Below are 13,917 nucleotides of genomic sequence, written 5' to 3'. Positions count from 1 at the left end.
GGGTGGGAGCATGACCCTCTCCCTCCAGCGGCACACCGTGGCGACGCCCGACGGCGCCCGGCTCGCCGCCTACCGCCACGAACCCGCCGACCTCCCGGCAGACGCCCCCACGGTCGTGCTCGCGCACGGCTGGCTGCTGTCGCACCGCGCCTGGCTGCCGGTGGCCGAGCGGCTGGCCGAGCGTGGCGACGTGCGCGTCGTGGCCTGGGACCAGCGCGGCCACGGCGACTCGACCTTCGCCGCCGGGTCGCGCCGGCCGCAGCAGGAGTCGGTGCGCCGGCTCGGCTCCGACCTCGCGGCGGTCATCGACGCGCTGGTGCCGGAGGGATCGCCGGTGCACCTAGGCGGCCACTCGATGGGCGGCATGACGGTGATGGCCTTCGCCGGCGCCCACCCCGACGTCTTCGCCGAGCGGGTGCAGCGCGTGCTGCTCGCCTCGACCGCGATGGGCGAGCTGCGCGGGACCGGCCTGCCGCTGGAGCAGCAGGTCATGGCGTTCGCGGCCAAGGCGCCGGGGCGGCCGGGTCGCCTGGTGAGCAACAAGATCGCGCGTCAGCAGTTCGGCACCGTCGCCGACCGGGCCGACGTCGCCGCCACCCGCGCCATGCTCGGCGGCACCCGGGTGAGCACCTGGGGCTCCTACTACGGCGCGCTGATGCGCCACGACGAGTCCGCCGCGATGAGCACGCTCGCCCAGGTGCCGGTCACCGTCGTCGTCGGGCGCCGCGACGGGCTCACGCCCCGCAAGCTCGGCGAACGCCTCGCTGCCGCGATCCCGGGCGCCGAGCCCGAGGTGCTCGAGGGCGTCGGCCACATGACGCCGTTCGAGACCCCCGACCTGCTCGTGCGCTCGCTGCTCGGCACCTCGACGGCGGACACCCCGCGCTAGCTCCCGAGGATCGAGGCTTTCGTCGCCTCGTCGAGCGCCGCCGCGAACCCCAGGTCGGGGTCGTCTGCGAGGCGCCGAGTCGCCTCCGCGTGCAGACGTACGCCCTCCTCACCGCTCGCAGCAGCGTCGCGCAGTGCCGGCTCTGCCGCGTCCCCGAGCGCGACGAGCGCCCGGCTGAGCGAGCGCTGCAGGTCGTGCTCACCCCGACCGAGCTGGGTCGCCAGCTGCGTTGCCAGAGCGGGCTTCTCGCTCTCCGGGGAGAGCGCCTGCGCTGCTCGCCAGGCGGTCCGTGCCGTCTCGTCGTCGGGGTCGCGCAGGAACCGCAAGATCTCGGGGTAGGGCTGCGGATCGCCGATCTTGGACAGCGTGTGCAGCGCCTGGCTGCGCGCCTGCGCCTGCGCGGCGTCGAGCTCGGCAACCAGTCGGGGCACGGTCTCGGCGACCGGCAGACGGGTGAGCGCCCAGGTGAGCATGTCGCGCACGAAGAAGTCCGGCTCGTCCGCGCAGCGCTCGACCAGCACCTCGAGCAGGGTCGCGCGCGCGTCGGTGCCGGCCGCGAGGGCGGCACGCAGGCGCGTCGAGGAGTCGCCGGCGCTCAGCGCGGCGATCAGGGTCGCGTCGGTCGGGTGCTGGTTCACGCGCACCATCGCACGACGGATGCGTCGTCGGAGGCAACTGATTTGCCTCGGACTCCGGCGCTCGTCTCGTCATGACCAGCGGACCCCGCGCGACCCGGTAGCGTCGCAGCCGTGCCCGTGAACCCCAGCCTGGTCGTCGGATTCCTCGTCCTGTCAGCACTGCTGTCGGCGATCCCCGGCCCGTCGGTGCTGCTGGAGACCAGCCGCGCCATCACCCGAGGACGACGGTCGGCGATGTGGATCATGTTCGGCAACGCCATGGGCGGAATGGTCCTGCTCGCGCTGGTGCTCGCGGGCCTGGGGGCCATCGTCGCCACGTCGGCGAAGCTCTTCCTGGTGGTGAAGATCGCCGGCGCGTGCTACCTGCTGTTCCTCGGTGTGCAGTCCTTGCTCGCGGCGCGCCACGCCGAGCCCGACCACCACACCGAACCGATGATCGGAGCTCCGGCGACCAGGACAGCAGAGATCCGCCAGGGGTTCACCGTCGGCGTCGCCAACCCCAAGAGCATCGTCTCGCTCATGGCGATCCTGCCGCAGTTCGTCGACCACAGCCTCGGGAGCCCGACCCTGCAGATGCTCATCATCGGCATCACCGGCGGCGTCGCCCAGGTCCTCATCGAGACCCTGTGGATCTGCGCGGCCGGGACGCTGCGCGGCTGGTTCCAGCGCAGGCCCCGCCGGATGCAACGGCTGAAGGCCGGTGGCGGGATCGCCATGGTCGGCCTGGCCGGCAAGCTCGCCGTGCAGCGCTGACGCGTCGTCGCAAGCACGCGAATCGAGGACTACCGACGGGTAACATCGGGGCATGACCTCGTCGTACGACCTCTTTCGCAAGCTCGACCGTCGCCCGCTCGGCAAGCAGGCGTTCAGCGTCGGCTTCATGCTCAAGGCGCCCTACTTCGCCACCGTCCGGCCGTGGGTGCTCGACATGCGCCCGCACCGCGGCGAGGTGAAGATCCGCAAGCGCCGTGGCGTGCAGAACCACATCGGCACCGTGCACGCGATCGCGGTCGCCAACGGCATGGAGGCGGCGATGGGGCTGCTGGCCGAGGCCACCACGCCGCGCGGGATGCGCTGGATCCCCAAGGAATTCGGCTCGACTACCTCGCGAAAGTGACCACTGACGTGCGCTGCGTCGCCGAGACCGACCCGGCCGACTGGGACCAGGAGCCGCCGTTCGAGGTGCAGGTGCGGTGCACCGGGATCATCGACGACGGCAGCGAGGTCGTGCGCGGCACGATCCCGATCTGGGTGACGGCGAAGTCGTCGTCGAAGGGTGCGTCGCCGACCGCCTCGTCCGCCCAGGAGAAGGTGCCGGCGACCGCCTGAGCCGCGGAGGGCGTACGTCGGGGGCGTGTGTTGTGGGGTCGGTATCGACCCGTTCTGCCCGGCTGGACGGCCCTTTGCGTGTGTTTCGGGGCTGGTATCGACCCGTTCTGCCCGCGCGGGCGCGGCTCAGGCGCGGGCGATCGCGACCAGGCTCGCCGCCGGGCCGCGCAGCCGCCGCGGCCCGCCCCAGACCGCGCGCAGCCGGCGGTGCAGCGAGACCCCGGCGAGCGGGACCTCGCGCAGCGCGCCGGAGGCGAGGGCGTCGGCGACCGCGAGGCGGCTCAGCACTGCGGGGGCGTAGCCGCCCTCGCAGCTGACCCGCACGGCCGCGTTGCTCGCGAACTCCAGCTCGGGCGGCGCGAGCTCGCGCGGTGCCAGGGCCGCGGCCAGGGCGATGCGGGTGCCCGACCCCGCCTCGCGGGAGACCAGGGGAGTGGCCGCCAGCTCGTCGGGCCCGACCGGCTTGCGGCGCCGCGCCCACGGGTGGTCGGGCGCGACGACGAGCACCAGCTCGTCGGTCGCGACGGTGGCGTGGTGCAGGCCCGACGGTGCCTGCGGCCCCTCGACGAACCCCACGTCGGCGCGGCCGCGGCGCACGTCGTCGACGACCTGCTGGGTGTTCTCGACGCGCGCGACCACCGAGACCGACGGCTCGGTCTCGCGCAGGTGCGACAGCCAACCGGGCAGCAGGTGCTCGGCGATGGTCTGGCTCGCGGCGACGGTGAGCCGCGCGGTGCCCTCGTCGCGCAGCGTGCTCGCGCCCTCGCGCAGCTCGGTGGCCGCGGTGAGCACCTGACGCGCCCACTCGACGACCATGAGCCCGGCCGGGGTGAGGGTGGAGCCGCGCGTGGACCGCTGCAGCAGCCCGAGACCGAGCCGGCGCTCCAGGCGGGCGAGGGAGCGGCTGGCGTTGGGCTGCGCCGTGCCGACCGCTCGCGCACCCGCGCTGAGGCTGCCGTGGTCGGCGACGGCGACCAACAGCTCGAGGGCGCTGAGGTCGGGCCAGTCGGTCATGCCCGAAGCGTATGGCTCCTCACCCGGTGAGCGCGGCGAGGCGCCGGTTGAGGTATCGCTGCTCGGGGGCGCTCGCGGTGAGCCGAGCCGCCTCGCGATAGGCCGTCACCGTACGTCGGAGCCGGCTCGTGGAGTTCGACATGGCCACCGTGACATATCCAGGGGATATGTCGTGATGCCGTTCCGGGGGCTACTGCGCCGACCCGCGGCCCGGCAGCCTTGGAGCATGCAGCCCACGACCCTCGCCCGCGCCGCCACCGCGCCCGACCTGCCCCAGGCGGGTCCGCAGTGGTTCGGCTCGGTCATGGGCACCGGCATCCTCGCGACGCTGCTGCACCTGCACCGGGAGATGCTGCCCGGCGCCGAGATCGCCTCGCGGGTGCTGCTCGTCGTCGCCGCGGCGCTGCTGATCGGACTGAGCGCGGCGTTCGCGCGCCGCTGCCGCACCGTCCCCGGCGCGTTCGGCGCCACCGTGCGCGACGTGGGCGTCGCGGTCACCTGGGGCCTGGTCGCCATGGGGGTGCTCGGCGTCGGGTCGGCCACGGCGGTCGTGCTGCCGGCGTGGGTGCCGGGGCTGACCGGGTTCGCGTGGGGCGTCGACCTGGTGCTGTGGGTCGTGGGCACCACGCTCGGGCTCGTGACGGCCGTGGGGTTCCTGTCGGTGCTCGTGCGCCACGACATCGGCGCCCCGACCCTGACCTGGGGTCTCGCGGTCGTGCCGCCGGTGGTCTCGGCCACCAGCGGGGCCGCGCTCGCGCTGCGGACGGACGGCGCCTGGCGGGCCGGGCTCCTCGTCGCGGCCGCCCTGTGCTTCACGATCGGCCTGCTGCTGGCCGGGGTGATCTTCGCCGTCGGCTACCACCACCACTGGCGGGTGGCGCCGCTGCTGCCGGCTGCCGCCACCACGGCGTGGATCCCGCTCGGCGTCGTGGGCCAGTCGACGGCCGCGGCCCAGGGACTCGTCACGGCCGCGGGCGGCGGACTCGGCCCGTGGACGGGCGAGACGCTGCGGATGGTGGCGAATGCGTACGGGCTGGCGCTGGTGGCGTTCGGCGCCCTGCTCGTCGGGTGGGCCGCGCTGCACACGGTGCGCGGCTTCCGCGCGGGCATGGCTTTCTCGCCGAGCTGGTGGGGGCTGGTCTTCCCGTTCGGGACGCTGTCGCTGGGCGCCTACACGCTGGCCGGTGGCACCGGGCTGGAGGTGCTGCGCGGGCTCGCCGTCGTCGTCTGCGTGGCGCTCGTCGGGACCTGGACGCTGTGCGCGCTCGCGACCGGGCACGCGCTGCTGCGCGGTGGCCGTGGCATCGCTCGGGGAGCGGCCGTGGAAGCATGCTGACGGTGACCACGGCGCGTCCGCAGACCGGTGCTGCACCGGCTCCTGCTCTCCCGAAGCCGGGGCCGCAGTGGTTCGGCTCGGTCATGGGGACGTCCATCCTCGCGACGCTGCTGCAGCTGCACCACGACCGGCTGCCGGGGGCGACGTACGCCGCGCGCACCCTGCTGCTCGTCGGCTGGGTCGTGTGCCTCGGACTGTCGATCGGCTTCGCGCGACGGTGCCTGACGACGCCCGGAACCCTGGCGAGCACGCTGCGCGACCCGAAGGTCCTGGTCACCTGGGGCATGGTGTCGATGGGGGTGCTGTCGGCCGGATCCGCAACAGCGACAGTGCTTCCCGCGTGGGTGCCCCGGCTCACCGACCTGTCCTGGCGGGTCGACGAGGTCACCTGGGTGCTCGGCACGCTGCTCGGCGTCGGGACGGCGATCGGCTTCCTGCTCGTGCTGCTGCGGCGCGACATCGGCGAGCCGGCGATGACGTGGGGGCTGGCCGTGGTGTCGCCGATGGTCTCGGCGACCGTCGGCGCCGGCATCGCGCACCGGCTGGGCGACCCGTGGCGCACGGGGCTCGTGCTGGCGTCGTCGCTGTGCTTCGTCGTGGCGCTGCTGCTCGGCGTGGTGATCTTCGCGGTGGCCTACCACCACCACTGGCGGGTGCGGCCGCTCACGCCGGTCATGGCGCCGAGCGCGTGGATCCCGCTCGGGATCGTGGGCCAGTCGACGGCCGCCGCGCAGGTGCTCGTCACCGCCGCCACGCCCGAGCTGACCCGGGGAGCGGCGACGGCACTGCGCGGGATCGTGAACGCGTACGGCCTGGTGCTGCTCGTCGTGGGAGCCGGGCTGGTGGCCTGGGCGGTGTGGCAGACGCTGCGCGGGTTCGCGGCGCGGATGCCGTTCACCCCCGGCTGGTGGGCCATGACCTTCCCCGTGGGGACGCTGTCGCTCGGCGCCTACCAGCTGGCGGCGGGCACCGGGTCGGGTGCGCTGAGCCTGCTGGGCGTCGTGGTCTGCGTCGGTCTGGTCGGCACCTGGTCGCTGTGCGCCGGCGCGACCGCTCGTGCGCTGCTCAGAAGTAGTCGCGCACCTGCGGGGTCCGCCCGCTGAAGAGGGCGTCCCAGCGGGCGTCGTCGCCGGTCGGGCCGGTGAGCAGACCTGCACGGCGCAGCTCGAGGTTGGAGTGCGTGCCGGCGAAGCGCAGGGCGAGGCCGCGGGCGGTGAAGGTCGCAGCCGGGGCGGCGTCGGTGCGTTCGACGCTCGTCCGGCCGCCGTCGACGGTCAGGGCGTAGGTGCCGTCCTGGCCGCTGAGCGGTAGACCCTCGACCGCGAACGTCGTTGTGCCGTCGAGGATCTCGGCGAAACCGCGAGAGGTGAGGGCGCCGGCGACGTCGAGCACCGCGAGCATGTAGGGGTATGCCCGCCGCACCGTGCGCGGGCTGCTCGGCAGCACGAGGTCGAGCAGGTCGGAGGGGCTGGTGCTGAGCACCGTGGTGGGGGCCACGCCGGCCGACGAGCCGAGGGCGCGAGCCAGCAGGCGCGTCGCGTCGGCGGTCAGGGTGACGAGGTCGCGGACGTCGAGCACCCCGTCGGCGCCGTAGCCGCCGGTGCGCTCCCACAGGGCGTACCCGACGACGCCGCCGGCCTCGTCGAGCGCCAGGGTCGCGCCCGAGAACGCCTCGAGCAGCTCGGAGTCCGTGGCCGGGAAGCTCGCGCCGTCACGCGTCAACGGACCGTTGTACGCCCTCGCCCACCCGTCGTAGACCCGCCGGATCTGGGGGACGTCGGCGAGCTCGGCCCGGCGCAACGAGCCGGCTCCCGGGCGCACCTGGGCGAGGGCTGCGGTGGGCAGCGCCGTCTCGTGGTCGTAGCTCGCGAACAGTTCGTAGCCGAACCGGCGGTAGATGCCCGGCGCGGTCGGGTACAGCGTGCTGACCGGTCGCCCCTCGGACGAGGCGTCGCTCAGGCAGCGCTCGAACAGCGGTGTGAGCAGGCCCTTCCCGCGATGCTCGGTCGCGACCTTCACCCCGGCGATGCCGGCCGTCGGCACCCGCGTCCCCCAGAACCAGGAGTCGTAGCGCCGGTGCACCACGCAGGCGACGATCCGGCCTTGGTGAGCGGCGACGTACGTCGTGCGCCCGGTCGCCTGCGGGTCCGGGTGCGGGTGGTCGGAGACGGGGTAGCCGAACGACTCGCTGCTCAGCCGTGCGAGCGCGTCGACGTCGTCGGTGGTGGCGAGGCGGATGTCGTAGGTCACGCCCGGACGCTAACGCGGGGAGCGCACCTTGCGGCGGAGGACCGGTGTGCGGGGGTGCGCCGTGCCCGCTCACCCACCGGCGGTCCACCGCCGGCCCGTGCGCTCTGGCGCACCCTTCGGCGGAGGACTGCGAGGGCGTACGGGTCCGCACCCACCGGCGGTCCACCGTCGAACCGTGCGCTCTGGCGCACCCTTCGGCGGAGCACCGCGAGGGCGTACGGCACCGCACCCACCGGCGGTCCACCGTCGACCCGTGCGCTCTGGCGCACCCTTCGGCGGAGGTCCGCGAGGGCGTACGGCACCGCACGCACCGGCGGTCCACCGCCGACCCGTGCGCTCTGGCGCACCATGCTGCGGAGCACCGCGAGAACGTACGCCCGACTATCAGTGGGGCCGCCAGGGTCACCCGGGACTGCCCCGGCCACCGCGGTCGAGCAGATCCAGCTGCCAGTGGGCGTCGTCGGGGAGGTGGGGGACGGTCCAGTCGGCCGGTGCGCGCCAGCTGGTCCACCTCGCGTCGAACATCCAGGCGCCGGAACGGAACTCATCGATCGCCTGTTCCCCGTGGGTGCGAAGCGCCTGCGCCTGCGCCTCGGTGTATCGGCCTTGAGCGACGGCCTCAGCCAGCTCGTCCTCGTCCTTCCAGCGCACCTGGCCGTCGGCCGTGATCCAGACATCGAGCACATGGTCCGACGTGAAGCAGCGGTCGCCGGCGCGCAGCAGCGGGTTCTCGAGGTTGGCGTACCACCCCGCGAACTGGCCCTGCGTCGACCAGAAGAGCCACACGCTGAAAGGCCGGTCCGTCGGGGCTATCCGCAGGATGCCTGGTCCGCGCCAACGAGCACGAGCGCTGATGCGGTCACGCTGCGTGGACGGGAGGAAGCGCTCGGAGAGCGGGCGCTCCCGGAAAGTTCCGCCGTCGGGATAGCGGGGTTGCAGCAGTACCGTGCCCTCGGCCAGCCACGCGACCAGCCCGCGCTCGTCGTCGCGGACGACGCGCATCGGGTTCACGTGCTGCGGAGCGCCGTGGACCCACCCTGCCCCGCGATAGGTCCAGTGCACGACGGACCCCGGAGCGGCGAAGGGCGGTGCTCCCACTGGCCGAACGTCGGTCGGGGTCGGTGTGCCGGGCAGGGATGAGCTCACCGCCCCAGACTCACACCTGTGCGCCGGGCGGGCGAGAATGACACGCATGCCGAGTGCCCTGCCCGACGGAGACCCCGCGCCGCGCGACGGCGCCCTCCCGACGTACGCCCTCGCCGGGCTGGGCGAGCGACCGTTCGGCGTCTACCTGCACGTGCCGTTCTGCTCGGTGCGCTGCGGCTACTGCGACTTCAACACCTACACGCTGCCCGAGCTGGGCCAGCAGGGCGCCAGCCTCGACACTTATGCCGACGCCGCGATGGCCGAGATCGACCTGGCCGCAACGGTTCTCGGCGACGACCGTCCACGCGTCGACACCGTGTTCGTCGGCGGCGGCACGCCCACGATGCTTCGCTCGGGCGACCTGGTGCGCATGCTCGACCGGCTGCGCGAGCGGTTCGGGCTCGCCGACGACGCCGAGGTGACGACCGAGGCCAACCCCGACTCGGTCACGCCCGCGTCGCTGCGCGAGCTGGCCGACGGCGGCTTCACCCGGGTCAGCCTCGGCATGCAGTCGGCCGTCCCGCACGTGCTGCGCACGCTCGACCGCACGCACGACCCGGCCAACGTCGCGCGCGCTGTTGACGGCGTCCGCGCCGCGGGCATGCAAGTGAGCGTCGACCTGATCTACGGCACGCCGGGGGAGTCGCTCGACGACTGGCGCACCAGCCTCGAGGCGGCCGTCGCCCTCGAGCCCGACCACGTGAGCGCCTACGCCCTGGTCGTCGAGCAGGGCACCCGGCTGGCGGCGCAGGTGCGGCGCGGCGAGGTCACGATGCCCGATGACGATGACGAGGCCGACAAGTACGAGCTCGCCGACGAGCTGCTCACCGGCACCGGGCTCGGGTGGTACGAGATCAGCAACTGGTCGCGCGACGAGGCCACGCGGTGCCGCCACAACGAGGGCTACTGGCGAGGCGGTGACTGGTGGGGCGTCGGCCCCGGAGCGCACAGCCACGTCGGCGGCGTGCGGTGGTGGAACGTCAAGCACCCCAACGCTTTTGCCCAGCGCATGTCGGCCGGTGACTCTCCGGCGCACGCGCGCGAGGAGCTGACCGCCGAGCAGCGCCACGACGAGGAGGTGCTGCTCGGGATCCGGCTCGTCGAGGGTCTGCCGCGTGACGCGATCAGCCCCGCCGGCCGCAGTGCGGTGGCGGGGCTGATCGCGGACGGGCTGCTCGACGGGCCGGCGGCCCTGCGCGGGCGACTCGTGCTCACCCGGCGAGGCCGGCTGCTCGCCGACACCGTCGTACGCCGGTTGCTGGGTTGGTGATCAGGACAGCACCGGGATCTGGAAGGGGTAGCGGTAGGGCTCGCCGTTCGCGCTGCGGATCGCGCCCTTGACGTGGCACCAGAGCGCCACCAGGAAGATCACGATCATCAGCGGGATGCCGACGATCGCACCGATGACGGTGACGATCAGCAGCCAGCTCAGCAGGTAGAGCAGCCAGAACGACAGGTTGAAGTTGAACGCTCCGGCGGCCGCCTGCCGGACCGCCGGTGACTTGTCCTTGTAGACCAGCCACACGATCAGCGGCCCGAGCATGCTCAGCGTGCCGAGGCTGAGCAGACCGGCGATCGGCGCCGACAGGTGCGCGAGCACGGCCGCCGTGCGCTGGTCGGCCGTGGGGACCTGCGGGGCGTAGCCCTGCTGCGGGTGGCCGTACTGCTGCTGCGGATAGCCCTGCTGGGGATAGCCCTGCTGCGGATAGCCCTGCTGGGGCTGGCCGCCGGGCGGGAACGGTCCGGGACCCTGCTGCGGGCCGGGCTGGCTCATGAGTCACTCCTCCTGTGCGGGTGCTTCATCCATGACAACACGCGAACCCGCCGCGGCGTTCCGCAGACAGGCCGGATCAGGGTCGGATCCGGGACGTCTCAGGGATCACCCTGGGCGCACGCGCGGTCGGGCGGGCGAGGTCGATCAGGCCAGGTCCGGCCCCGCCAGATCCAGCCCCACGTCGAGGCAGCGCGCGCTGTGGGTCAGGGCGCCCACCGAGATCAGGTCGGGCCCGGCCTCGGCGAGCGGGCGCACGGTCTTCCGGTTCACCGCACCCGACACCTCGACCACCAGCGGCGCGGGATGCGCGCGCGCCCGCCGGACACCATCGGCGACCTGGCCGGGAGTCATGTTGTCGAGCAGGATCGCGTGGCACACCGGCCGCAGCCCGCGGGCGATCCGGTCGGCGTCGAACTGCAGCACCTGCAGCTGCTGCTGCAGCGTGTCGACCTCGACCTCCACGGTGACCAGGTGCCGGGGCTGGTCGGCGAGCCGCCGCAGCACCGCGGCCAGCCCGCCGCCGAACCCGATGTGGTTGTCCTTCACCATGATCGCGTCGTGCAGGCCGAAGCGGTGGTTCACACCGCCGCCGTGCAGCACCGCCCGCTTCTCCAGCGCACGCAGGCCCGGGGTGGTCTTGCGCGTGTCGGCGATGCCGACGCCGGTGCCGTCCACCAGGTGCACGAGCTCGGCGGTGGCGGTCGCCACGCCGGACAGGCGGCCCAGCAGGTTCAGCGCGACCCGCTCACCGGTCAGCACCCCGCGCGCGGGGCCGCGCACCGTCGCCAGCACCGACCCCGGCGTCACCGATCTGCCGTCCTGGCCGTGCCAGGTGACCTCGATGCGCGGGTCGACGAGGGCGTACGTCGTCGTCACCGCGTCGACGCCGGACAGCACCCCGTCCTCGCGCGCCACGATATGGGCCTGCGCGTGCGCGTCCTCGGGGACGACGGCCGCCGCCGTGAGGTCACCGGCGGCGCCGAGGTCCTCGGCGAGCGCCGTGCGCACCACCTGCTCCAGCTGGGGGTCGAAAGTCATGCCGGCACCGCCTCGGTCGTGTCCGTACGTCGGTGTGCCCCAACGCTTCTCGGGTGCGCCAGGGCGGAGCGCGCCAGCAGCCAGGCGAGGTAGGCGTCGTCCTGCCCGGTGGCCGGCTCGAGCTGTCGGATCGTGTCGCGCAGCGCGCCCGCCTCGCGCAGCACGCCGCACGAGCGACCCAGCTCCGCACGCACCTGCTCGGTGGCGATGGCGGGAGCCTGCTCGCGCGGACGGACCAGGCCGGGGTCCGCGGGCGGGACGTCGGCCCGCCACGCGTCGGTGGCACTGTGCGCCCCGACCGACGCCGCGGCGGAGCGGCCGGTCACGACCGCCTCGAGCAACGAGTTCGACGCCAGCCGGTTGGCCCCGTGCAGCCCGGTGCGACTCACCTCGCCGACCGCCCACAGGCCCGGCACCCCGGTGCGCGCCTGCGCGTCGACGGTGACGCCGCCCATGGAGTAGTGCGCGGCGGGCCGGACGGGGAGCAGGTCGTGCAGCGTCAGGCCGTGGCCCGCGAGAAGCGTTGTCACCGCTGGGAATCGGCGCTCAGCGTCGTCGACGCGTCGTGCGTCGAGATGCACGGTTCGCCCCTGCTGGAGCTGGGCCCAGACCGCTGCGGCGACCACGTCGCGCGGCTGCAGCTCGTCGACGAACCGCTCGCCGTCCGACCGCAGCACCGCGCCGGCGCCGCGCAGCGCCTCGGTCAGCAGCGGCGCCGGACGCGAGCCCACGTCGAGCGCGGTGGGGTGGAACTGGACCAGGTGCAGGTCGTCGGTGCGAGCCCCCGCCCGAGCGGCCAGCGCGACCCCCGCGCCGGTCGCGGTGACCGGGTTGGTGGTGTGCGGGAACAAGCCGCCCAGCCCGCCGGTCGCCAGGATGACCCGATCGCTCTCGAGAGTCGTTGCGCCGCAACGGATCCCGCGCACCACTCCCGATTCGTCGAGCAGCAGGTCGTCGACCCTGCGGCCCTCGAGCAGCTCGATGTCGGGGTGCCCCTCGACCAGCGCCGCCAGGGTCGCGGTGATCACCGCCCCGCTTCGGTCGCCGGCGTGCGCGACGCGGTGGCGCGAGTGACCGCCCTCCAGCGCGAGGTCGTACGCCCCGCTCGCGTCCCTGTCGAACGGCACCCCGTCGCGGGCGAGCCGGGCGACGACGCCGGGCGCCAGGTCGGTGATGCGGGCGATGACCTCGCGGTCACCCGCCCGCGCCCCCGCGAGCCAGGTGTCGTGGGCGTGCTGGGCGGGGGAGTCGTCGGGAGCGAGCGCGGCAGCGATGCCGCCCTGCGCCCACGCGCTGGCCGCGCCCTCGGTGAGCCGGCCGGCGGTCACCAGCACGCAACCGCCGCGCGCCGCGAGCTCCAGCGCCGCCACCAGCCCGGCGAGGCCGGACCCGACCACGATCGGGCGGGCCCGCATCAGGCCACCTCCAGCATCCGCTGGATGGCGCGGCGCGCGTCGCGGGCCGTGGCCGGGTCGAGGGTGATCTCGTGGCGCCCCTGCTCCAGCGCGGCGCGGATCGCCGACAGCGTGTTGCGCTTCATGTGCGGGCACAGGTTGCACGGGCGCACGAAGTCGACGTCAGGGTTCGCGGCCGCCACGTTGTCGCTCATCGAGCACTCCGTGATCAGGGCGACACGCTCGGGTCGCTCGCGCTCGACGTACGCCTGCATCTGCGCGGTCGAACCCGCGAAGTCCGCCTCGGCGACCACGTCGGGCGGGCACTCGGGGTGCGCGAGCACCTGCACGCCCGGGTGGCCCTGCCGGATGCCGATGATGTCGAGCGGCGTGAACCGCTCGTGCACCTCGCACGCGCCGGGGTGGGTGATCACGCGAATCCCGGTCTGCGCAGCGATGTTTCGGGCGAGGTACTGGTCGGGGATCATGATCACCTCGGGCACGCCGAGCGACTCCAGCACGGCCAGCGCGTTGCCGCTGGTGCAGCAGATGTCGCTCTCGGCCTTGATGGCCGCGCTGGTGTTGACGTACGTCACGACCGGCACACCCGGGTGCTGCGCGCGCAGCTCGCGCACCTGCTCGGGCGTGATCGACTCGGCGAGCGAGCAGCCCGAGCGCAGGTCAGGCAGCAGCACCCGCTTGCCGGGGTTGAGCAGCTTGGCGGTCTCGGCCATGAAGTGCACCCCGGCCAGGACGATCGTGCCGGCCTCGACCGTCTGCGCCTCCCGGGCCAGTGCGAGGGAGTCGCCCACGATGTCGGCGACGCCGTGGAAGACCTCGGGCGTCATGTAGTTGTGCGCCAGGATCACCGCGTCGTGCTCCCGCTTCAGCGCGTGGATCGCGTCGATGTCGTCGGCGAACGTCGCCCACTCGACCTCGGGCACCACGTGGCGGACACGGTCGTACGCCAGGTCGCTGGGGCGGGCGGTCACGCTCATGGTCTGCTCCCTCGTTCGGGTGTTTGATCTGCTCATGTTGAGCAAATGCTAGGAGTGAGCATATCCCACGAGGCTGGGGTGCGGACATCTCGACGGGACGAAGTCCCCGGG

Annotated in this window: 14 protein-coding genes and 1 pseudogene; 6 read left to right on the top strand and 9 right to left on the bottom strand. The window is 73.7% G+C overall.

The genetic code is table 11. The features are described 5' to 3' along the window. Positions 1–10 precede the first annotated feature (10 nt). On the top strand, positions 11–889 hold the full coding sequence (locus QUE40_RS10400) for an alpha/beta fold hydrolase (RefSeq protein ID WP_289230912.1): 879 nt from the start codon (positions 11–13) through the stop codon (positions 887–889). On the opposite strand, the gene QUE40_RS10395 is transcribed toward QUE40_RS10400, so the two are convergent. After that, positions 886–1,536 carry a HEAT repeat domain-containing protein gene (locus QUE40_RS10395; RefSeq protein WP_433996994.1) on the bottom strand — a complete coding sequence of 217 codons (651 nt, stop codon included), beginning with the start codon at positions 1,534–1,536 and terminating at the stop codon, positions 886–888. The two genes, QUE40_RS10400 and QUE40_RS10395, sit on opposite strands and share 4 nt — an antisense overlap. A gap of 102 nt (positions 1,537–1,638) precedes the next feature. On the opposite strand from QUE40_RS10395, the gene QUE40_RS10390 reads away from it, so the two are divergent. Beyond that, on the top strand, positions 1,639–2,280 hold the full coding sequence (locus QUE40_RS10390; protein ID WP_289230910.1) for a LysE family translocator: 642 nt from the start codon (positions 1,639–1,641) through the stop codon (positions 2,278–2,280). Positions 2,281–2,332: 52 nt separating this feature from the next. Beyond that, a pseudogene (locus QUE40_RS10385) lies at positions 2,333–2,856 on the top strand (hotdog fold domain-containing protein). 126 nt (positions 2,857–2,982) lie between these two features. On the opposite strand, the gene QUE40_RS10380 reads toward QUE40_RS10385, so the two are convergent. Together QUE40_RS10380 and QUE40_RS10375 are read right to left on the bottom strand one after the other, a co-directional pair. Then, positions 2,983–3,870 carry a LysR family transcriptional regulator gene (locus tag QUE40_RS10380; protein ID WP_289230909.1) on the bottom strand — a complete coding sequence of 296 codons (888 nt, stop codon included), beginning with the start codon at positions 3,868–3,870 and terminating at the stop codon, positions 2,983–2,985. A 19-nt stretch (positions 3,871–3,889) separates the two neighbouring features. Then, entirely contained in the window at positions 3,890–4,012 is a 123-nt protein-coding gene (locus tag QUE40_RS10375; RefSeq protein WP_289230908.1) for a hypothetical protein, read from the bottom strand. An 84-nt stretch (positions 4,013–4,096) separates the two neighbouring features. Here QUE40_RS10375 and QUE40_RS10370 point away from each other — a divergent pair, with 84 nt between their 5' ends. After that, positions 4,097–5,206, top strand: a complete 1,110-nt coding sequence (locus QUE40_RS10370) for an SLAC1 family transporter (protein ID WP_289230907.1) — start codon at positions 4,097–4,099, stop codon at positions 5,204–5,206. Then, the gene (locus QUE40_RS10365) at positions 5,200–6,309 is read left to right on the top strand and encodes a TDT family transporter (protein ID WP_433996993.1); all 1,110 of its coding nucleotides are present in this window, start codon (positions 5,200–5,202) and stop codon (positions 6,307–6,309) included. The genes QUE40_RS10370 and QUE40_RS10365 overlap by 7 nt, the downstream gene beginning before the upstream one ends. On the opposite strand, the gene QUE40_RS10360 is transcribed toward QUE40_RS10365, so the two are convergent. Together QUE40_RS10360 and QUE40_RS10355 are read right to left on the bottom strand one after the other, a co-directional pair. Then, positions 6,272–7,456: a GNAT family N-acetyltransferase gene (locus tag QUE40_RS10360; RefSeq protein WP_289230905.1), complete on the bottom strand. Its 1,185-nt coding sequence runs from the start codon at positions 7,454–7,456 to the stop codon at positions 6,272–6,274. The two genes, QUE40_RS10365 and QUE40_RS10360, sit on opposite strands and share 38 nt — an antisense overlap. A gap of 402 nt (positions 7,457–7,858) precedes the next feature. Further along, the gene (locus tag QUE40_RS10355; RefSeq protein WP_170206821.1) at positions 7,859–8,458 is read right to left on the bottom strand and encodes a ribonuclease FAU-1 family protein; all 600 of its coding nucleotides are present in this window, start codon (positions 8,456–8,458) and stop codon (positions 7,859–7,861) included. Between the two features lie 190 nt (positions 8,459–8,648). Between QUE40_RS10355 and hemW the strand changes: the two genes are divergently transcribed. Beyond that, positions 8,649–9,872, top strand: a complete 1,224-nt coding sequence (hemW, locus tag QUE40_RS10350; RefSeq protein WP_289230904.1) for a radical SAM family heme chaperone HemW — start codon at positions 8,649–8,651, stop codon at positions 9,870–9,872. Here the strand turns inward: hemW and QUE40_RS10345 are convergent, their stop codons facing one another. The 4 genes from QUE40_RS10345 to nadA all read right to left on the bottom strand — a co-directional run bounded on the left by QUE40_RS10345 (position 9,873) and on the right by nadA (position 13,806). Beyond that, positions 9,873–10,376 (bottom strand): DUF4870 domain-containing protein, encoded by a 504-nt coding sequence (locus QUE40_RS10345; protein ID WP_142005569.1) that lies wholly within the window; start codon positions 10,374–10,376, stop codon positions 9,873–9,875. Between the two features lie 144 nt (positions 10,377–10,520). After that, entirely contained in the window at positions 10,521–11,414 is an 894-nt protein-coding gene (gene nadC / locus QUE40_RS10340) for a carboxylating nicotinate-nucleotide diphosphorylase (RefSeq protein WP_289230903.1), read from the bottom strand. Further along, positions 11,411–12,829 carry an L-aspartate oxidase gene (locus QUE40_RS10335; protein ID WP_289230902.1) on the bottom strand — a complete coding sequence of 473 codons (1,419 nt, stop codon included), beginning with the start codon at positions 12,827–12,829 and terminating at the stop codon, positions 11,411–11,413. The genes nadC and QUE40_RS10335 overlap by 4 nt, the downstream gene beginning before the upstream one ends. Further along, a complete protein-coding gene (gene nadA, locus QUE40_RS10330) occupies positions 12,829–13,806 on the bottom strand; it encodes a quinolinate synthase NadA (protein WP_289230901.1) in 978 nt (325 codons plus the stop codon). The genes QUE40_RS10335 and nadA overlap by 1 nt, the downstream gene beginning before the upstream one ends. Positions 13,807–13,917: the final 111 nt, after the last annotated feature.

Source organism: Barrientosiimonas endolithica (assembly GCF_030296655.1).
GTDB classification, from domain to species: Bacteria; Actinomycetota; Actinomycetes; order Actinomycetales; family Dermatophilaceae; genus Barrientosiimonas; species Barrientosiimonas humi.
Note: the sequence above shows the minus strand (reverse complement) of the source record. Positions and strands in the feature narration are given on the sequence as shown.